This window comes from Streptomyces sp. 891-h, from assembly GCF_022760275.1.
GTDB lineage: Bacteria > Actinomycetota > Actinomycetes > Streptomycetales > Streptomycetaceae > Streptomyces > Streptomyces spirodelae.
The window spans coordinates 2,800,799-2,822,194 of record NZ_CP050693.1; the positions used below are offsets into that span (position 1 = coordinate 2,800,799).

General features: G+C 71.8%; 18 protein-coding genes. 9 read left to right on the forward strand and 9 right to left on the reverse strand.

Annotated elements, in window-relative coordinates; genetic code table 11:
• The first annotated feature begins 21 nt into the window (after positions 1-21).
• Together HC362_RS11995 and HC362_RS12000 are read left to right on the forward strand one after the other, a co-directional pair.
• The gene (locus tag HC362_RS11995; RefSeq protein WP_243083950.1) at positions 22-1,086 is read left to right on the forward strand and encodes a glycosyltransferase family 2 protein; all 1,065 of its coding nucleotides are present in this window, start codon (positions 22-24) and stop codon (positions 1,084-1,086) included.
• Positions 1,086-2,432 (forward strand): alpha-2,8-polysialyltransferase family protein, encoded by a 1,347-nt coding sequence (locus HC362_RS12000; RefSeq protein ID WP_243083951.1) that lies wholly within the window; start codon positions 1,086-1,088, stop codon positions 2,430-2,432. Before HC362_RS11995 ends, HC362_RS12000 begins: the two co-directional genes overlap by 1 nt.
• Here the strand turns inward: HC362_RS12000 and HC362_RS12005 are convergent.
• Together HC362_RS12005 and HC362_RS12010 are read right to left on the reverse strand one after the other, a co-directional pair.
• Positions 2,410-3,822 carry an amidase gene (locus HC362_RS12005; protein WP_243088514.1) on the reverse strand — a complete coding sequence of 471 codons (1,413 nt, stop codon included), beginning with the start codon at positions 3,820-3,822 and terminating at the stop codon, positions 2,410-2,412. The genes HC362_RS12000 and HC362_RS12005 overlap by 23 nt on opposite strands.
• A 199-nt stretch (positions 3,823-4,021) precedes the next feature.
• The gene (locus HC362_RS12010) at positions 4,022-5,629 is read right to left on the reverse strand and encodes a methylmalonyl-CoA mutase family protein (protein ID WP_243083952.1); all 1,608 of its coding nucleotides are present in this window, start codon (positions 5,627-5,629) and stop codon (positions 4,022-4,024) included.
• 136 nt (positions 5,630-5,765) lie between these two features.
• Here HC362_RS12010 and HC362_RS12015 point away from each other — a divergent pair, with 136 nt between their 5' ends.
• Entirely contained in the window at positions 5,766-6,668 is a 903-nt protein-coding gene (locus HC362_RS12015; RefSeq protein ID WP_243083953.1) for a L,D-transpeptidase family protein, read from the forward strand.
• Positions 6,669-6,884: 216 nt separating this feature from the next.
• On the opposite strand, the gene HC362_RS12020 is transcribed toward HC362_RS12015, so the two are convergent.
• The 4 genes from HC362_RS12020 to HC362_RS12035 form a co-directional block, all read right to left on the reverse strand.
• Positions 6,885-8,384, reverse strand: a complete 1,500-nt coding sequence (locus tag HC362_RS12020) for a hypothetical protein (protein WP_243083954.1) — start codon at positions 8,382-8,384, stop codon at positions 6,885-6,887.
• The gene (locus tag HC362_RS12025; RefSeq protein ID WP_243088515.1) at positions 8,384-9,115 is read right to left on the reverse strand and encodes an RNA polymerase sigma factor; all 732 of its coding nucleotides are present in this window, start codon (positions 9,113-9,115) and stop codon (positions 8,384-8,386) included. Before HC362_RS12025 ends, HC362_RS12020 begins: the two co-directional genes overlap by 1 nt.
• A 550-nt stretch (positions 9,116-9,665) precedes the next feature.
• Positions 9,666-9,914: an SCO4226 family nickel-binding protein gene (locus tag HC362_RS12030; protein WP_209265597.1), complete on the reverse strand. Its 249-nt coding sequence runs from the start codon at positions 9,912-9,914 to the stop codon at positions 9,666-9,668.
• A 125-nt stretch (positions 9,915-10,039) separates the two neighbouring features.
• Positions 10,040-11,704 (reverse strand): glycoside hydrolase family 20 protein, encoded by a 1,665-nt coding sequence (locus tag HC362_RS12035; protein WP_243083955.1) that lies wholly within the window; start codon positions 11,702-11,704, stop codon positions 10,040-10,042.
• Positions 11,705-11,912: 208 nt separating this feature from the next.
• Here HC362_RS12035 and HC362_RS12040 point away from each other — a divergent pair, with 208 nt between their 5' ends.
• The 5 genes from HC362_RS12040 to HC362_RS12060 all read left to right on the forward strand — a co-directional run bounded on the left by HC362_RS12040 (position 11,913) and on the right by HC362_RS12060 (position 16,089).
• Positions 11,913-12,392, forward strand: coding sequence for a 2-oxo-4-hydroxy-4-carboxy-5-ureidoimidazoline decarboxylase (locus HC362_RS12040; RefSeq protein ID WP_243083956.1), 480 nt, complete (start codon positions 11,913-11,915; stop codon positions 12,390-12,392).
• A gap of 226 nt (positions 12,393-12,618) precedes the next feature.
• Complete coding sequence (gene sdhC / locus HC362_RS12045; RefSeq protein WP_037706945.1) at positions 12,619-12,999, forward strand: succinate dehydrogenase, cytochrome b556 subunit; 381 nt, start codon at positions 12,619-12,621, stop codon at positions 12,997-12,999.
• Positions 13,000-13,005: 6 nt separating this feature from the next.
• Complete coding sequence (locus HC362_RS12050; protein WP_243083957.1) at positions 13,006-13,503, forward strand: succinate dehydrogenase hydrophobic membrane anchor subunit; 498 nt, start codon at positions 13,006-13,008, stop codon at positions 13,501-13,503.
• 31 nt (positions 13,504-13,534) lie between these two features.
• A complete protein-coding gene (gene sdhA / locus HC362_RS12055; protein ID WP_243083958.1) occupies positions 13,535-15,307 on the forward strand; it encodes a succinate dehydrogenase flavoprotein subunit in 1,773 nt (590 codons plus the stop codon).
• Positions 15,307-16,089, forward strand: a complete 783-nt coding sequence (locus tag HC362_RS12060) for a succinate dehydrogenase iron-sulfur subunit (protein ID WP_209265592.1) — start codon at positions 15,307-15,309, stop codon at positions 16,087-16,089. The genes sdhA and HC362_RS12060 overlap by 1 nt, the downstream gene beginning before the upstream one ends.
• 328 nt (positions 16,090-16,417) lie before the next feature.
• Here the strand turns inward: HC362_RS12060 and HC362_RS12065 are convergent, their stop codons facing one another.
• The gene (locus tag HC362_RS12065; protein ID WP_243083959.1) at positions 16,418-17,377 is read right to left on the reverse strand and encodes an IS481 family transposase; all 960 of its coding nucleotides are present in this window, start codon (positions 17,375-17,377) and stop codon (positions 16,418-16,420) included.
• A gap of 309 nt (positions 17,378-17,686) precedes the next feature.
• Positions 17,687-18,568, reverse strand: a complete 882-nt coding sequence (locus HC362_RS12070; RefSeq protein ID WP_243083960.1) for an alpha/beta hydrolase — start codon at positions 18,566-18,568, stop codon at positions 17,687-17,689.
• A gap of 139 nt (positions 18,569-18,707) precedes the next feature.
• Here HC362_RS12070 and HC362_RS12075 point away from each other — a divergent pair, with 139 nt between their 5' ends.
• Positions 18,708-19,970 carry an acyl-CoA thioesterase/BAAT N-terminal domain-containing protein gene (locus tag HC362_RS12075; RefSeq protein WP_243083961.1) on the forward strand — a complete coding sequence of 421 codons (1,263 nt, stop codon included), beginning with the start codon at positions 18,708-18,710 and terminating at the stop codon, positions 19,968-19,970.
• Between the two features lie 16 nt (positions 19,971-19,986).
• Here the strand turns inward: HC362_RS12075 and HC362_RS12080 are convergent, their stop codons facing one another.
• A complete protein-coding gene (locus HC362_RS12080) occupies positions 19,987-21,396 on the reverse strand; it encodes a metallophosphoesterase (protein WP_243083962.1) in 1,410 nt (469 codons plus the stop codon).

Consider the following 21,396-nt stretch of genomic DNA (forward strand, 5'->3'; position numbering starts at 1 on the left):
GCGAACTCTAAGGTCCCTCGGGTGGTCAAGCTCTCCGTCATCGTGCCGTTTTACAACGTGCAGTCATACGCCCCGGAAACCCTGCGGAGTCTCCGAGCCAACGCGCGTCAGGATTTCGAGTTCATTCTCGTCGACGACGCTTCCAAGGACGAGACGCCGGAGATTCTCGAACGAGCAGAAAGCGAGCTCAGAGACGTCGCACGAGTGATCCGGACCCGGCACTCGCGCAACGGCGGCCTGGCGACCGCGCGCAATACGGGGCTGGACCGGGCGAGCGGCGAATTCGTCACCTTCCTGGACGGTGACGACTGGCTGGCGCCCGGCTACTACGAGGAGCTGGTCGCCTGCATCGAGCGGCTGGGCTGCGACTTCGTCCGTACGGACCATGTGCAGTGCACGGCCCGCTCCCGCACCCTGGCGCGGGTGCCGCACGGCCGCAGGGGCGTGGTGCAGGACCCGCGTGCGGCGATCCTGCCCGCCACCCGCAGCACCTCGGTGGACTACGCCTACGCCTGGGCCGGGATCTACCACCGCAGACTGCTGGACGAGGGGCTGCTGCACTTCACCGACGGGCTGCGCACGGCCGAGGACCGGCCGTGGATCTGGCGGCTGCACCGCGAGGCCCGCTCGTTCGCCGCCGTGGGCCTGCTGGGCGTCTTCTACCGGCGCGGGGTCGCCTCCTCGCTGACCCAGATCGGTGACGTGAGGCAGCTGGACTTCATCCGCGCCTTCGACCAGGTGATCGAGGAGACGGCCCAGGACCGGGACGCCGAGCAGCTGCTGCCGAAGGCGATCCGCACCTACTGCGCGATCCTCGCGCACCATCTGAGCAGCGACAGGTTCGAGCCGCAGGTGGCGCGCAAGCTGCGGGCCATGGGCGCGGCGGCGCTCAAGCGGCTGCCGGCGGATCTGCTGACCGAGGCGCTGGATTCCATGGACCACGAGCGCGCCGCCCGGCTGCGGCGGCTCCGCAGGCGCCCGGCCCGCCCCGCGACCGCGCACGGCCCGCACAGCACCGGCAGCACCGGCAGCACCGGCAGCTCCGGCAGCACTGGCAGCACCGGCGACACGGAGGTGGCGGCCTGATGCGTACGCAGATCTTCTTCGCCTCCACCCTCTACGGCGCCGCCACCCTCGCCGCGGCCATCGACGCCGGCCATTTCGAACCCGCCGACCAGCGGCTGCTGCTGGTCAGCAACAACGCGGGCAATCCGGAGACGGCGCCGTCGCTCGACACCATGCCGGGCTTCGCGCGGCTGCGCGGCCGCTTCGACCGCCTGCTGTCGTGGAACGAGACGATCCGGCCCCTCCACCCGGCCGGCTGGTCGCCGCGCGGGGACGACGTCCCGCTGTGGGAGCGGTATCTGCGGCTGCTGTGGGGCCTGGGCGAAGGCCCTGAGGACGAGATCACGCTCGTCCTGGAGTCGATCCAGGTGGAGCCCGCGCTGGCGGTGGCACGGCTGTTCCCCGACGCGCCGATCGAGGTGTACGCGGACGGGCTGATGAGCTACGGGCCCACCCGCAACAAGCTGGACCCGCTGGTGGGTTCGCGGGCGCGACGGCTGCTCCATCTGGACCTGGTGCCGGGCCTGACGCCGATGCTGCTCTCGGAGTTCGGCGTGGAGCCCGAGATCGTCTCCACCGACGCCTTCCGCGCGGTGCTTGCCGAGGTGGCGCGGGACGTGCCGGCTGCGGTGACCGAGGCGCCCACGGGCGCGGCGCTGCTGCTGGGCCAGTACCTCTCGGCGCTGGACATCCTCTCCCCTGACGAGGAGGAGCGGCTGCACCTGCGGATGCTGCGGGGTGCCGCCGCGCGCGGGCACCGCGAGGTGGTCTTCAAGCCGCATCCGGTGGCTCCGGCCCGCTGGTCCCGCGCGCTGGAGAAGGAGGCGGGCGAGCTGGGCGTCGACCTGACGGTGCTGGACTCGCCTGTGCTGGCCGAGGCGCTGTACGAGCGGATGCGTCCGGCGCTGGTGGTGGGGTGTTTCTCGACGGCGCTGCTGACCGCCTCGGCGTTCTACGGCCTGCCGGTTGCGCGCACCGGCACCGAGCTGCTGCTGGAGCGGGTGACGCCGTACCAGAACAGCAATCGCGTACCGGTGACGCTGGTGGACGCGCTGCTGCCCGACTTGGAGGCGGAGGCCGCCGGAGCCGGTTTCGCTCCGCCCTCGGCCCGCGAGCTGACGGGCCTGATCCGCGCTGTCGGCTTCTGCATGCAGCCGCAGATCCATCCGCAGCTGCGCGAGGAGGCCGAGCGGTATCTGGCGACCAGTCTGTCCCCGGCGACCCGCCGCTACTTCAAGCGCCGCCGGCTGACCGCGCTGGCGCTGCCCGGCGCGGTGCCCCGGCAGTTCGCGTTCGTGCCCCGCAATCGCGCGGTCCGCCGCGTCGCCCGCCGCGCCCGCGCCCTCAAGCGCGCCGCCCTGGGCTGAGGCGCTGCTCCGGCGGGCGCTGTTCGTACCAGCGCTGGTCGGCTTCCAGGTGGGCGGCGAGGGAGATCAGCAGGGGTTCGCTGTGGGCCGGGCCGAGGAGTTGGGCTCCAACGGGGAGGTGGTCAGGGCGGGTGAACCCGGCGGGGACGTTGACGCCGGGCCAGCCCAGCACGTTCCACGGCCAGGCGTACGGGCAGTGCGCGATCATGCGGCGGTCGGTCTGCCAGCCGGAGAGCCGCGCCAGGTCGCCGATCCGGGGCGGCGGGGTGGCGGTGGTGGGGGTGAGGACGACGTCGTAGCGGCGGAAGATCCGGCCGGTGTGGCGGCGCAGCGGCCCCTCGGCAGCGCGTGCGGCGCGGAGCACCGGGCCGCCCAGCAGCCGTCCGGTGCGGGCCGCGGCCCGGGTGCGGGGGTCGAGCAGGCCCGGTTCGGGGGTGCGCTGCGCCCAGGTGCGGATGCCCGCCGTGGCGCGCGGTACGAACGTCAGTCCGATCGGGCCGTAGTGCGGATCGGCCTCCTCCACCTCGTGCCCCAGCGCGGCGAGCCGTTCGGCCAGCGCGCGTACGGCGGCCTCCACCCGCGTGTCCAGCCGCTTCGGGGTGGCGGTGAACGCCCATCTGGTGGACAGCGCGATCCGCAGCCGCCCCGGGTCCCGGCCCACCGCTGACCGCACATCCACCGGCGGCGGCCGGTGCAGGTCGCCCTCCCGGTTGCCCGCTGCGACGTCGAGCAGCAGCGCCGCGTCCTCGACGGTACGGGCCAGCGGGCCGAAGACCGTTATGCCGTTGAACGCCTCGGGGTCCGGCCAGGTGGAGATGCGGCCGCGCTGCGGTTTGATGCCCACCAGGTGCGTCCATGCCGCGGGGATGCGCACCGAGCCCGCGCCGTCCGAGCCCAGCGCCGCGGGTACCAGCCCGGCCGCGACGGCCGCTGCCGCGCCGCCGGAGGAGCCGCCCGGGGTGTGGGCCACGTTCCAGGGGTTGCGGGTGTCGCCGAAGGCGCTGCCCTCGGTGAACGGCCACTGGCCCAGCTCCGGGCTGTTGGTCTTGCCGACGATGACCGCTCCGGCGGCCCGCAGTCTGCGCACCACCTCCGCGTCGGCCGTCTTGAGCGGGAAGGTCCCGGCGCAGCCGAACGCGGTGGGCTCGCCGCACACGTCCGTGTCGTCCTTGACCGCGACCGGCACACCCAGCAGCGGCCGCCGCTCGCCGCCGGCCAGCGCACGGTCAGCGGCGTCGGCCTCGGCCCGCGCCGCCTCCGCGCGCAGCAGGCGGAAGGCGTTCAGCGTGGGCTGGGTCGCCTCGATACGGGCCAGCGCCCGCTCGGTCAGCGCGCGGGAGGTCGTCTCGCCCGCCGCCAGCGCCGCCGCGGCGCGGGCGAGGCCGGGCAGCGGCCGGGCTGCTCCTTCCCCGTGCGCGCCGGGCTCGTCGGCGGACCCCGTCCTGATATCGGTCGCCACGGACACCTCGCAGGCTGCTCGTCGGTCGTCGGTCACGCCTGCGCCTACTGTCCCCGATCCCCGGCCGCGTTGAAACCCGTGAGTAACAACTTGGTGGGGGCGCGCGGGCGGCGCACGGGGGAGGCGCGCCTCAGAAGGCGTCCGACGGGGTGTAGGCGCCCCACACCTCGCGCAGCGCGTCGCACACCTCGCCCAGCGTCGCCCGGGCGCGCAGTGCCTCCCTCATCGGGTGGAGCACGTTCTCCTCCTCCGTCTCGGCGGCGGTGCGCAGCGCGTCCAGCGCGGAGCGTACGGCGGCGCCGTCCCGTCCGGCGCGCAGCCGCTCCAGCTTGCCGGCCTGCGCCTCCTCCAGCCCCGGGTCCACGGTGAGCGGCACATACGGCTCCTCCTGCCCCTCGGTGCGGAAGCGGTTGACGCCGACGACCACCCGCTCGGCGTGCTCGATCTCCTGCGCGACCGCGTAGGCGCTGCGTTCGATCTCGTTCTTCTGGAAGCCCTGTTCGACGGCGGCCACCGCGCCGCCCCGGTCCTCGACCCGCCGCATCAGGTCGAGGGCCGCCTCCTCCACGCCGTCGGTCAGCGACTCGACGGCGTACGAGCCGGCGAACGGGTCGACCGTCGCGGTCACATCCGTCTCGTGCGCCAGCACCTGCTGGGTGCGCAGCGCCAACCGGGCCGCCGACTCCGACGGCAGCGCCAGCGCCTCGTCGTAGGAGTTGGTGTGCAGCGACTGGGTGCCGCCCAGTACGGCGGCCAGCGCCTGCACCGTGACCCGCGCGACGTTCACCTGCGGCTGCTGCGCGGTCAGTTGCACCCCCGCGGTCTGCGTGTGGAACCGCAGCATCTGCGACTTGGGGTTGCGCGCGCCGAACTCCTCGCGCATCACCCGCGCCCAGATCCGGCGCGCCGCACGGAACTTGGCCACCTCCTCCAGCAGCGTCGTGCGGGCCACGAAGAAGAACGACAGCCGGGGTGCGAACGCGTCCACGTCCATCCCCGCCGCCACCGCGGCGCGTACGTACGCGATGCCGTTGGCCAGCGTGAAGGCGATCTCCTGCGCGGGCGTCGCGCCTGCCTCGGCCATGTGGTAGCCGGAGATGGAGATGGTGTTCCAGCGGGGCATCTCGGCGCCGCAGTAGCGGAAGATGTCCGCCGTCAGGCGCAGCGACGGCTTCGGCGGGAAGATGTAGGTGCCGCGCGCGATGTACTCCTTGAGGATGTCGTTCTGCACGGTGCCGGTCAGGGCACCCGGCGCCACCCCCTGCTCCTCGGCCACGAGCTGGTAGAGCAACAGCAGCGGCGCGGCGGGCGCGTTGATGGTCATGGAGGTGGAGACCTCGCCCAGCGGGATGCCGTCGAACAGCGCCCGCATGTCCTCCACGGAGTCGATCGCCACCCCCACCTTGCCCACCTCACCGGCGGCCTGCGGAGCGTCGCTGTCGTACCCCATCTGGGTGGGCAGATCGAAGGCGACGGACAGCCCTGTGGTGCCGTGCTGGATCAACTGCCGGTAGCGCGCGTTGGACTCGGCCGCCGTACCGAAACCCGCGTACTGCCGCACCGTCCACGGCCGTCCCGTGTACATCGTCGGGTAGACACCCCGCGTGAACGGGTAGCCGCCCGGCTCGCCCAGCCGGACGGCGGGATCCCAGCCCGCCAGCGCGTCCGGTCCGTAGACGGGCTCGACGGGCAGCCCCGACTCGGACAGCCGACGGCCGGAATCGGTGGGACGTGTCATCAAGAGCCTCCAGGGGACGCGTGGGCGCACGGCGGGCGTCCCACCCAGCATCACCCGGCACGCCGCAGGTTCGCGAGGGCGGCACGCTGGGCATTGATGGACACGTAGATCCGTTGAACCTTCCGGGGGTGGGGGGATGCACAGGAGGGGATCAGCAGCCTGGCGCGGCGTCGCGGCCTCGACGGCGGTACTGCTGTCGGCGGGCGCCCTCGCCGGGTGCCAGGTCGAGGAGGGCGCGGGCGGGCCGGCTGTCCGCGTTTCCAAGGCGCCGCAGCAGGTGCCGGGGAAACCACCGTCGAGACCGTCGACGGCGCCCGCGCACACGAACGCACCGCCGAATCCGGTGCAGCAGCCCGCGCAGCCGGAGCCACCACCGCGCAAGCCCGAGGCGGCACAGCCGGTGGCACAGAGCGTACGGATGGCGCCCGGCGCGCGCGGCGCACACGTACGCGAACTCCAGGCGCGGCTGCGGCAGCTCGGCCTCTTCCACCGGAACCCGACCGGCTACTACGGCCCGGTGACGGCCGCCTCGGTCTCCGCGTTCCAGCAGCAGCGCGGAATGGCCCGTACGGGCAAGGTCACCGACGCGGTGCTGAGCGCGCTGCGCGCGCGTACCCACCAGCCCACCCGCACCGAGCTGTACCCGCCCACCAGCCGGCCGCTCGCCAAGCCCGACCCGCGCTGTCTGACGGGGCGCGCGCTGTGCATCAGCAAGACGAGCCGCACGGCGGCGTGGATGGTCGACGGGAAGGTGCGGACGGCCATGGACGTGCGGTTCGGGTCGGCGTACACGCCGACCCGGGAAGGCCAGTTCAAGGTCGACTTCAAGAGCCGGCACCACCATTCGACCCTCTACGACAGCCCGATGCCCTACGCGATGTTCTTCAGCCGCGGCCAGGCGGTGCACTACTCGGCCGACTTCGCGGCGCGCGGCTACGCCGGAGCCTCACACGGCTGCGTGAACGTCCGCGACAAGAAGAAGATCGCCAAGGTCTTCGCCGAGATCCACCCGGGCGACAAGGTCATCGTCTACAAGTAACCCTCGGGGCGCCCGGAAGAAAGGCCTGCCCCCGGAATGAAGGGGGCGCGGGTGGGACCGGGGGAACGTGTCCCACCCGCGCCATCGCGCGAACCCAGAGGTACGGGGGGAACCTCGGGCTTACCGCGCCGCCGATGACCAGTCGGCTCACTCTCTTCAGCGCCGTGCCCGGCGAAAGTGTCACACCGTCGGCTCAGTGTTCTGCTGTGGCGCCCGTCACGGCCGCGTGCCGCTGGAGGTGGAGCTGGGCGAGGGCGCGCTGGAGGGGGACGACGCGTCGCCGTCCGCCGCGCCGGAGCCGCCGGTGGCCGATCCGCCGGAGTCACCCGGGGGTGGAGGGTCGCCGTCACCACCGGTCGATCCGCCGCCCCCTCCGCCACCACCACTGTCACTGCCACTGCCCTGTCCGCCGCCGTCGCCGCCGGAGTCGCCGCTGCCCTGGCCCCCGCCGTCCGACGCGCCACCACGGCTGCCTCCGTCGCCGGAGCCCGAGTTGCCGTGCTGGGCGCAGAACTTCCGTACCACCGTGCGGCCGCCTGCCGCGCGCTCCAGCTTCCTGCGGTCGTCGACATCGAGTTTGTCGGCCGCGTACGCCTTGCACAGCGCGGTGGCGATGGCGTCCTTCTGGGAGTCGTCGAGATGACCGCCGGAGCCGGGCTGCTTACCGGCCGGCTTGTCGTTGTCCCGGCCCTTGCCGCTCTTGTCACGCCCGGCGCCGCCGGAGTCGGCCAGGTCGCGGGAGCCGTCCCGCGACTTGTCCCCGTCGCCGCCCTTGCCGTCGCCGTCGTGGCCGCCGGCCAGGCCGGCGCCGTTGTGCCGGTCGCCCTTGCCGTCGCTGCCCGGCGTCTCGTCGTCGCTGCTGGCGCCTCCGCTGGTGGGGGTCTTCCCCTGGGAGGTGTCGCCGGGCGAGACGCTGACCGACGGTGCTTCACCGTTGGAGAAGGGGGTGGGCAGCATGCCCGTACCGGCCGCGACGGCCACGCCGCCGAGCGCGCAGCCCGCGAGGGCGACGGCGAAACCCGCGCGCAGGGGCCTGCCGGTCAGCAGGTTGCGGGCCCGGCTGCGGGCGCCGCCCGGTGCCCCGCCGCCCCCGAGCGGGGTCACCGTCGCCGCACCGGGTACGCCGCGCGGTGCGCCGACCCGCGCGGCGCGGAACGCGTCCAGCGCCGCGGCCTCCCCGGGGAGTTCGACGGGGGTGGCACCGGGTGCGGTGGAGGTGGATGTGGGTGCGGTGCAGGCGGTGGACAGTTCGTCCAGCGCGGCGGCGAGCCGGACAACCGTACGGCGGTCGGCTTCGCGGGACCAGTCGTGGGAGGGCACGTCGAGACGGCCCTCGGCTCTTCGACCGGGTCGCCCGTTCCTGCGGGCCCGGCCCATACGTCCCGCCACGGCGGCCTCGCGGGGCTCGCCCGGCACCGTGGACTCCTCCGGCAGGGCGGAGGGCTCGTACCCTTCCGGCCGACCGGCGGCCTGTGACCTTGCGGGCCCTGGCCCGGCAGCCCTTGATCCGGCGGCTCCTGGCCCGGCAGCCCCTGGCCCCGCGTTCTGCTCCTCGGCCGCCCCTTCGACCGTGTGTGCACGGGATCCGGCACCCGGCTCGGAGCCCGGCGCGAAGCCCGTTCCCGGGTCGTCGCCCTCGCAGGCGTCGACCGGCAGCCCGCGCAGCAAACGCTCCGCGGTTTCCTCATCCAGCCAGCTGTACCGGTCGTCCGCCATCACGTTTCCCTCAGCGTTCGTGTGGCTTTCTGCGTCACACCGCGCGCCATTCCACGAGCACGGCCCTTGGCCACGCCCCCGCCCGGCCTCGGCCCCGCGCCGCGCTTTCCGGAGCCGCCGATCGGGTCCTCCACCGCGCCGCCGGACGCGCCGTCGGCGGCGCTCCCGGGTTGCCCGGGGGTTCCCTCTTCCAGCAGTTCGGCGAGTTTGCGCAGTCCGCGGTGCGCGGCCGTCCGTACGGCGCCGGACCGCTTGCCGAGCACCTGCGCGGCGCTCTTGGCGTCGAGGCCGACCACCACCCGCAGCACGACCGCCTCGGCCTGGTCGCGCGGGAGTTGGGATATGAGGGCCATCGTGCTGCTCGTGCCCAGGGCCTCCAGCGCCTCGTCCGCTGTGTCGGCTCCCGCGGGCAGGCCGGTCAGTTCGCTCTCGTCGCCGCCGACGGCGGGACGGCGCCCGCGCATCCGCAGATGGTCGAGCGCCCGGTTGCGGGCGATCCGTGCCGCCCAGCCGCGGAACCGGTCCGCGTCGCCCTTGAAGCGGGGCAGATCGCGGGCGATCTGCAGCCACGCCTCGGAGGCCACATCCTCCGCGTCGGCGTCCGGCACCAGTGTGCGGACGTAGCCGAGCAGGCGCGGGTGCACGGAGCGGTAGACGGTGCGGAAGGCGGCTTCGTCCCCCTCCTGCGCCGCGCGTACCGCAGCGGTCAGCTCCGCGTCGTCCCCCTGCACGCTCGTGTCTCGCCCCACTCCGCGAAGGTGTCTGTGCCGTGCGCCGTTGCCGCGGGTCAGCGTCCCGGCTGCCAGGCTCGGTCTACCTGGCGCGGCGCGAGGAGCACGCTAAGGCCAAGTGTGCTCGCTCGTCCATGCCGGAGTCAGTGGTGGACGGCCCGGGCGCTGTGTGTGAGGGCCCGGTCGCCCGCCGTCGCTGCGCGGTGCGGGCCGTGACGCGGGCACGGAGCCGGGTGGGGGACGCCCGCTGTGCCCGCGCGAGGCACGCGCGGATGGAACGTCGCGCGTGCCGCGGAGTGGGCGTCGCGCGCGCCGGGGCTCGCGTGGGTGACGCGCGCGCGGAGTGGTGCGGGATGAGGGCGTAACAGATTGCGCGGCAGTGACGCTGAGGGGAGTACGGGCAAGCCGCTGGCGTAGTGAGCCCGTGTCCGACGGCGACCGGGGTCTCTCCTGTGGGGGGTGGCGACCCCGGTCGTCTTCGGCTTTTCCGCTCCGGCTCAGCTGCCGGAGCGCCCACGCCCCGGTCCTACCGGAGCCGCACACCCAGGTCTCAAACGACCAGGGGCAGCGGGTGGATCTCGTCTGCCGGGTGCCCTGCGCGGTCGTGCACGCGCTGCACGGCGTCCGCCGAGGGCGCTTCCGAGAGGCAGTAGACGATCCCCGAGTCCGGGTCCGCCCAGGCCCGCTCGAAGTGGACTCCTTCGTCGCCCTCGATCTCCTGGTCGGCCTGGTGGGCGGCCTTGAGCTGCTCGGCCGTGATGCCCTTGAGGCCGCGGTGTACGTCCATGAACCGTGTCATCGCTGCTCCTGTGGTGGACATTCCTCCTTCCATGGTGCTCCTGGCCCCCTTTGTCCCGCATGCCGGGACAAAGGGGGCCAAAAGGCGCCAGGTGCGGTCTTCGCTGGAGCAGCGAGTGGGCGCGGTCAGTCCACCTGGTCGACCAGCTTCACGAAGTCGGACCAGGAGCGCTCCGGCTTTGCGGGGTCCCACAGCTTCTGGGCCGTGGCGGCGAGCGGCAGCCGGATGCCGCGGGCGACCTGCTCGGTGGTCTGCGCGTCGGCGAGGTCGCCCCAGACGGCGAACCGGCCGCCGACGATGTGTTTGCGGTCGGCCCACTTCCCGGGGACCGGCTCGGTGCCGCGCACCACCGCGGGCGTCCAGTGCTCGTAGATGCGGCGGCCCGTCGGGTAGGTGAAATTGTTGGGCTGGCCGAGGACGTAGTACAGGTACTCGTCGTTGAGGTTGACGACCTCCCAGCCGCCCTCCAGGTACTCGGCCGGCTGCCGCTCCCCCGCCTCACGCCCGGTCCAGTAGGCGACCTGGCGGGACTTGTCCGGCTTGACGACTCCGCCGCGGTGCATGCCGTCGTTCCACACCTGCGGGGTCTTGCCGTGTTTGCGCAGGGTCTCGGTGCGGTCGTTGAGCCAGGCGGTGGCCAGGTCCTGGACCTTGGCGTCCTTGCCGAACCGCTTCCGCGCCTCCTCGGCGAGGCCCGGGTAGGTCTGCTCCGGGTTCTCCGTCATCAGCGCCTGGTACTCGTCGCCGCCGGCGTGCGCGTACTTGCCGGGGAACAGGTCGGCGAACTCGACCAGCAGGTCGTCGACGAGTTCGGCCGCCGCGGGGTTGCTGATGTCGATGGCGCCGCGCGGGGTGCGGCCCGAGGCGCTGCGCAGCTGGAGGTCGGGGTGGGCCTTCAGTACGGCGCCGAGGTGGCCGGGCGAGTCGATCTCGGGGATGACGGTGATGTGCCGGGAGGAGGCCAGCTCGACGATGTCCCGCACCTGGGCCTTGGTCAGGTGGGGGTCGGAGACGATCTCGGGGTGGGTGTCGCTCTCGACGCGGAACGCCTGGTCGTCGGAGAGGTGCAGCTGGAGCTGGTTGAGCTTGAGGTCGCCCATCTCGCGGATACGGGCCTTGATCCAGTCGGCGCTGAAGTTCTTGCGGGCGATGTCGAGGGAGAAGCCGCGCTGCGGGCGGTCCGGCGCGTCGCGCACCGTGCCCTCGGCGAAGCGGCCCTGTGCGCGGTAGGTCTGCAGCAGGGTGCGGGTGCCGTAGAAGACCCCGGCGTCGTCGCCGCCGGTGATGGTGACCTTGCCGTCGCGGCTGACGAGCCGGTAGCCCTCGGGGCCGCCGCCCGGCTTGCCCTGCTCGCCGCCCTTGGCGCGGTCCAGTTCGATGTCGCCGGTGCGGGCGGGACCCTTGGCGACCTTCGTCTTCAGCTCGTCGGCGAGCAGCTTCGCCTCGTCGCGGAGCGAGTCGTGCGCGGCGATGACGCGGCTGTGCTTCGTGAGCTGCCAGCCGGGGCCGCGTACGGCTTTCCATTCGCGTACGGAGGGAACCGCGACGGGGGACGGGCCGAGCCGGTCGGGCCCCTTGGGCGGCCGATCGCCGTCGCGCTGGGAGGCGGTGGAGGAGGGCGTGTCCCGGTCGCCGTCGCCGCCTCCGTCGCCGTTCGAGCCGCAGGCGGTCAGCCCGGTGAGCCCGGTCAGCCCGAGAAGAGCGGTACCGAGGGTGACTGCCAGGCTGCCGGGGCGGCGAGCTGCCCCGGCACCGGCCCGTCCGGACTTCTTCGACCAGTTTCGTCCCATACGACTACGGTATTTCCCCTTCTCAACCCTTCCCCGTCAGCTATGCGCTCCCACGCGTTCCCTTCCGGGTGAAAAACACGGTGCCAACGGACGATCTTCCCTGCTCGCCACTACGGTGACGAAGCCGGGCCGACATCGGGATCCTTCGGACTTTACGGAGCGCATGAGCTTTCCCACTCCTTCACCGTCGCAGCCGCGAACACGGCGAATGTCTCTGGACCGGCTCAACACCGCTGCCGTCGCGACGGTCGAGCCCCTGCTGCTGCGCTGCTGCGGCAGCCGCCGCTGGGCGCGCCGGATCGTGGCGCACCGCCCCTATCCGGACGTGGAGGCGCTGCTGGCGGCCGCCGACGAGGCCAGCTACGACCTGACCTCGGCCGACCTGCGCGAGGCGCTGGTCGGCGAGTCGGCAGTGCACCCTCTGGAGGGCGAGCCGCAGCTGGGCATCCTGGCCGCGCACACAGCGCTGCGGGCCGCTCACGGCGCCTACGAGCGGAAGTTCGGGCACGCCTTCCTGTGCTGCCTGGACGGCTTCGCCGTTGAGGAGCGGCTGGACCAGGTGCTGGCCGGCATCCGGTTGCGGTTGGAGAACGATGCGGAGGACGAGTTGTGTGTGACCGCCGAGGAACTGCGGCGGCTCACACGGGGCCGACTGGGGCGGCTGGTCGGGTCCGATTCGCCCGAGTAAACGATGGAAGAGGCCAATAGCGGCACACGACCCGGGCAGACCGTGTGTCACCCCTCACACCGCGCATAGGCCGTCCGTGCCTGATTGATCACACCTGCATACCCCTGGGCGAACGTGCCGACACCCCGTCGCTACGATGACCGAGGCCGGTGGACCGTACCCGGCCGGGCCCGCCCGACCTACCGAAGCCGGCAGGCCCCAATATCCGCTCCCGGAGGGTTTATCCGTGCCGGCTGGAACGCTGTACCGCGGCCGGGAAGGAATGTGGTCCTGGGTGGCTCACCGAGTCACCGGCGTCCTCATCTTCTTCTTCCTGTTCGTGCACGTCCTCGACACCGCGCTCGTGCGCGTCTCGCCCGAGGCGTACGACGACACTGTCGCGATCTACAAGACTCCGCTCGTCAACCTGATGGAGTACGGCCTGGTGGCCGCCATCCTCTTCCACGCGCTCAACGGCCTGCGGGTCATCGCCGTGGACTTCTGGTCGAAGGGCGCGAGGTACCAGAAGCAAATGCTGTGGACCGTGCTGGGCGTGTGGATCGTCCTCATGGCCGGTGCCTTCTATCCGGTCCTGCAGCACACGCTGCGCGAGCTGTTCGGGAGCTGATGCGTGATGTCGACGACCGAGACGACCGAGGCCGCCAAGAACGACGGCGCCACAGAGCCCACTGACGAGGTCGCGCTGTTCGACGTGGACCACCCCGCGCCCGTGATCGAGCCGCCGCGCAAGCGGACCGCGAAGACGCCGAAGGCGTCGCGCGGCAATTTCGAGATGCAGGCATGGCTGTTCATGCGGCTGTCGGGCATCGTGCTGGTGGTCCTCGTCCTGGGCCATCTGCTGATCCAGCTCGTCCTGGACGGCGGCGTGAGCAAGATCGGCTTCGCGTTCGTCGCGGGCCGCTGGGCCTCGCCGTTCTGGCAGGTGTGGGACCTGCTGATGCTGTGGCTGGCGATGCTGCACGGCGCCAACGGGCTGCGCACGGTGATCAACGACTACGCCGAGCGCGACAACACCCGCTTCTGGCTGAAGATGCTGCTGTACACCGCCACCGTCTTCACCGTCCTGCTGGGCACGCTGGTGATCTTCACCTTCGACCCGAACATCCGCTGACGTACCGGGGCTGAAGGCTGAGGTTTTCCCGATGAGCAACGTGAACAACGTCAAGATCCACAAGTACGACACCGTCATCGTCGGCGCGGGCGGCGCCGGTATGCGCGCGGCCATCGAGTCGACCAAGCGCAGCCGCACCGCGGTGCTGACGAAGCTCTACCCCACCCGCTCCCACACCGGCGCTGCCCAGGGCGGCATGGCCGCTGCCCTGGCCAACGTCGAGGAGGACAACTGGGAGTGGCACACCTTCGACACGATCAAGGGCGGCGACTACCTGGTCGACCAGGACGCCGCCGAGATCCTGGCGAAGGAGGCCATCGACTCCGTCCTCGACCTGGAGAAGATGGGCCTGCCCTTCAACCGCACCCCGAACGGCACCATCGACCAGCGCCGGTTCGGCGGGCACTCGCGCAACCACGGTGAGGCCCCGGTGCGCCGCTCCTGCTACGCGGCCGACCGTACGGGCCACATGATCCTCCAGACGCTGTACCAGAACTGCGTCAAGGAGGGCGTGGAGTTCTTCAACGAGTTCTACGTCCTGGACCTGCTGCTCAACGAGGTCGACGGCATCAAGAAGACCGCCGGCGTCGTCGCCTACGAGCTGGCCACCGGGGATGTGCACGTCTTCCAGGCCAAGGCCGTCGTCTTCGCCTCGGGCGGCAACGGCAAGTTCTTCAAGGTCACCTCCAACGCGCACACCCTCACCGGTGACGGCCAGGCCGCCGCCTTCCGGCGCGGGCTGCCGCTGGAGGACATGGAGTTCTTCCAGTTCCACCCCACCGGCATCTGGAAGATGGGCATCCTGCTCACGGAGGGCGCCCGCGGTGAGGGCGGCATCCTGCGCAACAAGGACGGCGAGCGCTTCATGGAGAAGTACGCGCCCGTCATGAAGGACCTCGCCTCCCGCGACGTCGTCTCCCGAGCGATCTACACCGAGATCCGCGAGGGCCGCGGCTGCGGCCCCGAGGGCGACCACGTCTACCTGGACCTCACCCACCTGCCGCCGGAGCAGCTGGACGCCAAGCTGCCCGACATCACCGAGTTCGCCCGCACCTACCTCGGCATCGAGCCCTACACCGACCCGGTGCCGATCCAGCCGACCGCGCACTACGCGATGGGCGGCATCCCCACCAACGTGCGGGGCCAGGTGCTGGCCGACAACGAGACCCCGGTCCCTGGCCTGTACGCGGCCGGCGAGGTGGCCTGCGTCTCCGTGCACGGCGCGAACCGGCTGGGCACCAACTCGCTGCTGGACATCAACGTCTTCGGCCGCCGGGCCGGCATCGCCGCCGCCGAGTACGCGGACACCGCCGAGTACGTGGAACTCCCCGAGGAGCCCGCGAAGTTCGTGCTCGACGAGATCGAGAACCTGCGCGACGCCACCGGCAACGAGCGGGTGTTCGAGATCCGCAAGGCGCTCCAGGAGTGCATGGACAAGAACGTGATGGTCTTCCGCACGGAGCAGACGCTCAAGGAGGCCGTCGAGGAGATCGGCGCCCTGCGGAAGCGCTTCCGCGACATCAGCGTCCAGGACAAGGGCAAGCGCTTCAACACCGACCTCCTGGAGGCCCTCGAGCTGGGCAACCTGCTCGACCTGGCCGAGGTCACGGCGGTCTCCGCGCTCGCCCGCAAGGAGTCGCGCGGCGGCCACTACCGCGAGGACTTCCCCAACCGCGACGACGTCAACTTCATGCGGCACACCATGGCGTACCGCGAGGTCGGCGACGACGGCACCGAGTCGATCCGGCTGGACTACAAGCCGGTCGTACAGACCCGCTACCAGCCGATGGAGCGTAAGTACTGATGAGCACCGCGACCCTTGAGAAGAACGACTCCGCCGGACCCGCCGGCTCGGGCGAGAACGCCGCTGCCGCGCACCTGATCACCGTGACGCTGCGGATCCGCCGGTTCAACCCGGAGGTCGCCGCTGAGCCGCAGTGGCAGGACTTCACGCTGGAGATCGACCCCAAGGAGCGCGTCCTGGACGCGCTGCACAAGATCAAGTGGGAGGTGGACGGAACCCTCACCTTCCGCCGCTCCTGCGCGCACGGCATCTGCGGCTCGGACGCCATGCGGATCAACGGGCGCAACCGGCTCGCCTGCAAGACGCTGCTGAAGGACATCTCGCCCGAGAAGCCGATCACCGTGGAGCCCATCAAGGGGCTCACGGTGCTGAAGGATCTCGTGGTCGACATGGAGCCGTTCTTCCAGGCGTACCGGGACGTCATGCCGTTCCTGGTGACGAAGGGGAACGAGCCGACCCGTGAGCGGTACCAGTCCGCGGAGGACCGCGAGCGGTTCGACGACACCACCAAGTGCATTCTGTGCGCGGCGTGCACGTCGTCCTGCCCCGTCTTCTGGAACGACGGCCAGTACTTCGGGCCTGCGGCCATTGTGAACGCGCACCGGTTCATCTTCGACTCGCGGGACGAGGCCGGGGAGCAGCGGCTGGAGATTCTCAATGACCGGGACGGGGTGTGGCGTTGCCGGACCACGTTCAACTGTACGGATGCGTGTCCGCGGGGTATTGAGGTGACCAAGGCCATTCAAGAGGTCAAGCGAGCATTGATTACTCGCCGCTTCTAATGGCTGAGGGCTCAGCCCTCTGACCCTCTTCCGTTCATGGGGGCTCCGCCCCCAAACCCCCGAGTCCTCGCCGGACGGGCGTTGGGGGGCTCCGCCCCCCAACCACCCCCCGCTACGGGGGCTTCGCCCCCCTAGGAGCCCCCTTCCGCAAAAGGGCACCCCTGTTCACGTTCCCTCGTCCCGGCTCATGCCTGAGGCCCTTGGACCTGTCGGTGACTCCCGCAGGGTCGTCACCGGCCGGTCCAAGGACCCGCCCCACTGAGGGTGGGCTTGAAAGGCAATGGGGTTCGGGATTGCGGCAGGGGGGTTCTAGGGGGGCGAAGCCCACCTAGCTGTGTTGTTCGGGGAGGTTGGTGACGCGGCTGGCGGGGGTTTGGCCTTTGATGCCGGTGTGGGGTCGGTGGTGGTTGTACCAGTCGAGCCAGCCGGGAAACGCTGCTTGTCGTTCGGTTTCTGAGGTGTAGGGCCGCTGGTAGGCCCATTCTTCGAGCAGGGTGCGGTGGAAGCGTTCGACTTTGCCGTTGGTCTGGGGGCGCCAGGGGCGGGTGTAGCGGGGGCGGATGCCCAGGTCGTGGCAGGTGGTCTTCCAGGTTTTCTGGGTGTAGGCCCAGGCGTTGTCGGTCAGGACCCGTTCGATGGTGATGCCGTGGCGTGCGAACCAGGCGGTGGCCCGTCGGAGGAAGGCGGCGCAGGTGGGGGCCTTCTCATCGGGCAGGTTCTCGGTGTAGGCGAGGCGGGAGTGGTCGTCCAGGGCGGTGTGGAGGCAGGCGTATCCCTTTCCGTGGCGGCGGTCCTTGTTCGGGCTGTCGGCCCGGCCGTGGACCTTGTGGCCGCCGCCGTCGGGGATACGGCCGAGTTTCTTGACATCGATATGGACGAGTTCGCCGGGGCGGGAGCGTTCGTAGCGGCGGACGGGCTCGCCGGTGGCCCGGTCCAGGGCGGCCAGGGGAGGCATGCCGCAGCGGGCCAGGATGCGGTGGCAGGTGGAGGCGGCCGGCCCGGTGCGGGCGGCCAGGCGCAGGGGCCCGATACGGTGCTCGCGGCGCATGCGCACCACCTGCGCTTCTGTGGCGGGCGGGGTCTGTCCAGGGCAGTGACGCGGACGGCTGGAGCGGTCGTACAAGCCGGCCTCTCCCCGCTGCCGGTAGCGGGAAGCCCACCGGGCAGCGGTGGTGTGACTGACCTGGAAACGTTCGGCAGCCTGGCGCAGCGGCCAGCCCTCCTCCACGACACAGCGAGCCAGACGCAGACGCCCGGTCGGGGTCAGCGGGGCATTACGGTGGATCACGAGGGCCTCCTGCACTCGGCGGTAGATGTCGCAATCCACACCGAGCCAGAAGGCCCTCACCCCGTTCAAGGACCACCCACAGCGTGTCACCTGTCACCAACCTCCCCGAACAACACACCTAGCGGGGGGCCGTTGGGGGGCGGAGCCCCCCGACACGACCTGTCGGCGCAAGCCGAAGCAACAAACGGGGCGTGCGTCCACAACCGGGGGCCACCCCGTGAGGGGCTCGCCCCCCAACACGACCACTCGGCGGCAAGCCGAAGCAACAAACGGGGCGTGCGTCCACAACCGGCGGGGGCGCCCCAAGTCTCACAGGGTCTGGATGAAATCCAGGGAGGCGGCGAAGAGGGCGGAGACCTCCGCGTTCGGGGCGCCGTACCAGCCATGGTCGGCGCCGGGTACAAGCCGGAGCTCGACCCGTACGCCGAGTTCCCTCAACGCGGCGGCCAAATCCTCGGTGTGGGAGCGATCCACCATCGTGTCCTGCTCCCCATGGGCGAGGAAGAACGGCGGGGCCCCAGCTCGCACCTGGTGCAAGGGGCTGGCGTCCCGCGCCAGGGCGGGCGCCTCAGCGGGGGCGGCCCCCAGGAGCGCGGCCTCAGGGGTGGCCGTGTCATCCGGGCGGAACCCTCCCCGCGCGGTGGTCAGATCCGCGGGCCCGTACCAGACCACAACCCCCGCCAAGGGCGCCGCGGGCATCGGCGTCAGCGCCAGCAACGCCGCCAGGTGTCCGCCCGCGGAGTCTCCCCAGGCGACCACCCGTCCAGGGTCGACACCGATCTCCTCCGCCCGCAGCGCAAGCCAGCGCAGCGCCTCACGCAGATCGTCCAGTGGAGCGGGAAAGCGGGCCTCGCCGCTGAGGCGGTAGTCGACGCAGGCGACGGCGAAGCCCGCGGCGGCGATCCGGGCGAAGGGGCCGGGGTCCCAGTCGCGGGTGCGCATACCCATGTCGTCGCGACGCCCGCGCCGCCACGCGCCCCCGTGGACGTACAGCACCACAGGGGCGGGGACAGCGGCCGGCCCCTCGGGGAGCCACAGGTCCAGTTCGAGGGGGCGGCTTCCTTCGGAGACCGCGTAGGGCACGCCACGCAGCAGCCGTACGCCGCCGAGGCGTACGGCGGGCGGCAGAGGGGCGACGTCCGGATGCGGCGCGGGCAGTTGTCGCAGCAGGTCCGGGCTGGGAGCGGTCACCGGGTCCTCCATCGGTGGTCGGGCAGGAAGCGTACGTCGTACTGGGCGGTGGGTTCGCCCAGGGTTTCGAAGAAGCGCTCGAAGGTGCCGCCGGACCCTGCGCCGACGCCGACGCCGTGGTGTGCGTATCGTGCGGCCGATGGGACGGATGCGGATGGTACCGACGGCAACGGCGGCCCTCGCTCTTGCGCTCACCGCGGCGGGCTGCTCGGTCAGCGACGGCGCGGACAAGGGCGGCCCGGCCAAGCCCTCGGGGCAGCACGCGGTGCGCTTCGAGTCCGGCGGGACGGTCGCTCTCGCGGACGCACCGGTGCGGATACGGCTCGAGGGACTCGCGCCCCGCACCCGGGTCGAGATCGGCGCCCGGGCCGAGGACCGGCACGGCACCCCCTGGGCGGCCTCGGTCTCCCGTACGGCGGACAGCGAGGGCACTGTCGACCTGGGTGAGAAGGGAAGCGCGCGGCTGCTGGGGAGCATGCTGCCGACGAGCGGACGCGCACACAAGCTGATCGGCAGTGGCAAGGCGTTCTCCTACCACCCGGGCCCGCCCGGACAGCAGCGCTCCTACAAGCTCAGGCTCAGCGCCACCGCCCTGTCCGGCAAGGACAAGGGCGAGCGCGTCGCCCGCCGCGACCTGGTACGGCAATGGCTGAGGAAGGGCACCGAGCACCGCGAACTCACCGTCGCCAAGGACGAGATCGCAGGCGATCTGTACCTGCCGCCGAAGGGCGGCGACCGCAAGGCTCCCGTGCTGGTGTTCGGCGGCTCCGAGGGCGGCAACGCCGGAACGTACACGGCCGCGCTGCTCGCCTCGCACGGGCACCCGGCGATGTCGGTGTGCTACTTCCGCTGCGGCAAGGGCTCCGGGCGCCCGAACGGGATCGACGACATCGACCTGGACTACTTCACCCGCGCCGGGAACCTGCTCCGCAAGCAGGAGGGCGCCGATCCCGGACGGCTGGCCGTGATGGGCAACTCGCGCGGGAGCGAGGCGGCACAGCTCCTCGGACAGCGCCGCCCGTCCGTCTTCCACGACGTGATCGCCTACGCGCCCTCCTCCAAGGTCAACGGCCCCTATCTGAGCGGCACCACTGCCTGGACCGACCACGGCGAGCCGATCCCGACCGGACCCATCCCGCTGGACCGCGTACGCGGCACGGTGCTCGCCGTCGCGGGCGGCAACGACAAGATGTGGGGCTCGGCCGCCTCGGCTGCCGCCATGGCCCGGCAGGGCGCGAAAAAACTGGTCCACCCGGACGCCGGCCACCACGTGAACTGGTTCCCACTCGGCCAGCCCGGCCAGGAGGGCGGCCGCAACGGCGCCGTGGTCAGCACCTCCCGTGCCGACCAGGCCGCACGGGCCGACTCCTGGCGGCGGGTGCTGCGACTGCTGGAGGACTGAGGGCTGAGGGCTGCTGTTACGCCCGCTTCGCTGCCAGCGTCACGATGGTGATGTCCGACTCGGCGCCCACCCGGACGGGTGGGCCCCACGCGCCGGCGCCCCGGGTGACATACAGCTGGGTGTCGCCGTAGCGCTCCAGCCCCGCGACGGTCGGGTTGGCGAGGGCGGCGAGGTAGTTGCCGGGCCACAGCTGGCCGCCGTGTGTATGGCCGGACAGCTGGAGGTCGACGTCGTGGTCGACGGCTTCGTGGATCTGGACCGGCTGGTGCGCCAGCAGGACGCAGGCGCGTGCGGTGTCCCGGTCGCGGAGCGCCTTGGTGAAATCGGGGCCCTCGCCCTGGTCCTCGCCCGCGAGGTCGTTGACCCCGGCGAGGTCGAAGCCCGGCAGCTCGCGCCGGGCGTTCTCCAGCGGGTGGACGTTCAGCTCGCGCAGGTGGTCGATCCACTCGCGGGCGTCCCCGAAGTACTCGTGGTTGCCCGTCACGAAGAACGAGCCGTGGCGGGACCGCAGCTCGCGCAGCGGTTCGGCGGCCGGGCCCAGGTGCGCGACGCTGCCGTCGACCAGGTCGCCGACTATCGTCACCAGGTCCGGCTGCGTGCTGTTGATGGTGTCGACGATCCGCCGGGTGTGGGCGCGTCCCAGGATCGGCCCGAGGTGGATGTCGCTGACGACGGCGATGCGGTAGCCGTGCGTACGGCGGCCCAGCTTGGTCAGCGGAACGGTGACGTGTTTGAGGGTCGGCCCGTTCAGCACGCTGTAGGCCCCGGCCGCCGTGGTGCCGAGACCGGCTGTGGCGGCGGTCACGGCGAGGGTGCGCGCGAGGAAGACCCGGCGGGTGGGGACGGGCGCTGAGAGGGGGACGGTGGCCTGGCCGGCACGCGGGTCGGTGCGCGTGTCGGTGCGCGCATCGGTACGCGTGGCAGCGCCGGGCTCGGTGGCGACGCCGCCTGTGCCGGTGCCGCCGCCCGACTCCGCTGCCGCCGCCGCGGAGACCTCCGCCGTTGCGGGCACCTCGGCCGCCTCCGGCACCCCCTCCGCATCCGGCACCTCCGCCGCCTCGGCTGCCGCAGGCGGCTCCGCCGCGCGTGACCGTGCCTGCCGCTCCCTCCCCCACGGCGTGCGGCGCACCACGAACCGCACCAGTTCCCCGGCGAGCAGCGCCAGCGTCAGATAGAGCAGGCAGGCCAGCCACAGGAAGCCGGGCCAGGCCAGTACGCGCTCCACCGTGAAGGGGGCGTTCGCGCGGCCGGAGATCAGCGCGCCGAACAGGGTGACGGGCAGCACCACCGCCAGCACCGTGCCCAGCCGGCGCCACCAGCTCCCGGGCGCGGACACGTCACGTACGAAGCGCCGCCACAGATACAGATGGTTGCCGGCCAGCAGGCCCAGCACCACCAGTCCGATCAGTACGAACACAGCCACCAT

Coding starts and splice junctions, on each gene's coding strand:
- sdhA (WP_243083958.1), top strand. CDS start 13,535: ATGAGCAACGTGAACAACGTCAAGATCCACAAGTACGACACCGTCATC.
- HC362_RS12015 (WP_243083953.1), top strand. CDS start 5,766: ATGCACAGGAGGGGATCAGCAGCCTGGCGCGGCGTCGCGGCCTCGACG.
- HC362_RS12075 (WP_243083961.1), top strand. CDS start 18,708: ATGGGACGGATGCGGATGGTACCGACGGCAACGGCGGCCCTCGCTCTT.
- HC362_RS12080 (WP_243083962.1), bottom strand. CDS start 21,396: ATGGTGGCTGTGTTCGTACTGATCGGACTGGTGGTGCTGGGCCTGCTG.
- HC362_RS12010 (WP_243083952.1), bottom strand. CDS start 5,629: ATGACACGTCCCACCGATTCCGGCCGTCGGCTGTCCGAGTCGGGGCTG.
- HC362_RS12030 (WP_209265597.1), bottom strand. CDS start 9,914: ATGACACGGTTCATGGACGTACACCGCGGCCTCAAGGGCATCACGGCC.
- HC362_RS12060 (WP_209265592.1), top strand. CDS start 15,307: ATGAGCACCGCGACCCTTGAGAAGAACGACTCCGCCGGACCCGCCGGC.
- HC362_RS12035 (WP_243083955.1), bottom strand. CDS start 11,704: ATGGGACGAAACTGGTCGAAGAAGTCCGGACGGGCCGGTGCCGGGGCA.
- HC362_RS12040 (WP_243083956.1), top strand. CDS start 11,913: ATGTCTCTGGACCGGCTCAACACCGCTGCCGTCGCGACGGTCGAGCCC.
- HC362_RS12050 (WP_243083957.1), top strand. CDS start 13,006: ATGTCGACGACCGAGACGACCGAGGCCGCCAAGAACGACGGCGCCACA.
- HC362_RS12020 (WP_243083954.1), bottom strand. CDS start 8,384: ATGGCGGACGACCGGTACAGCTGGCTGGATGAGGAAACCGCGGAGCGT.
- HC362_RS12000 (WP_243083951.1), top strand. CDS start 1,086: ATGCGTACGCAGATCTTCTTCGCCTCCACCCTCTACGGCGCCGCCACC.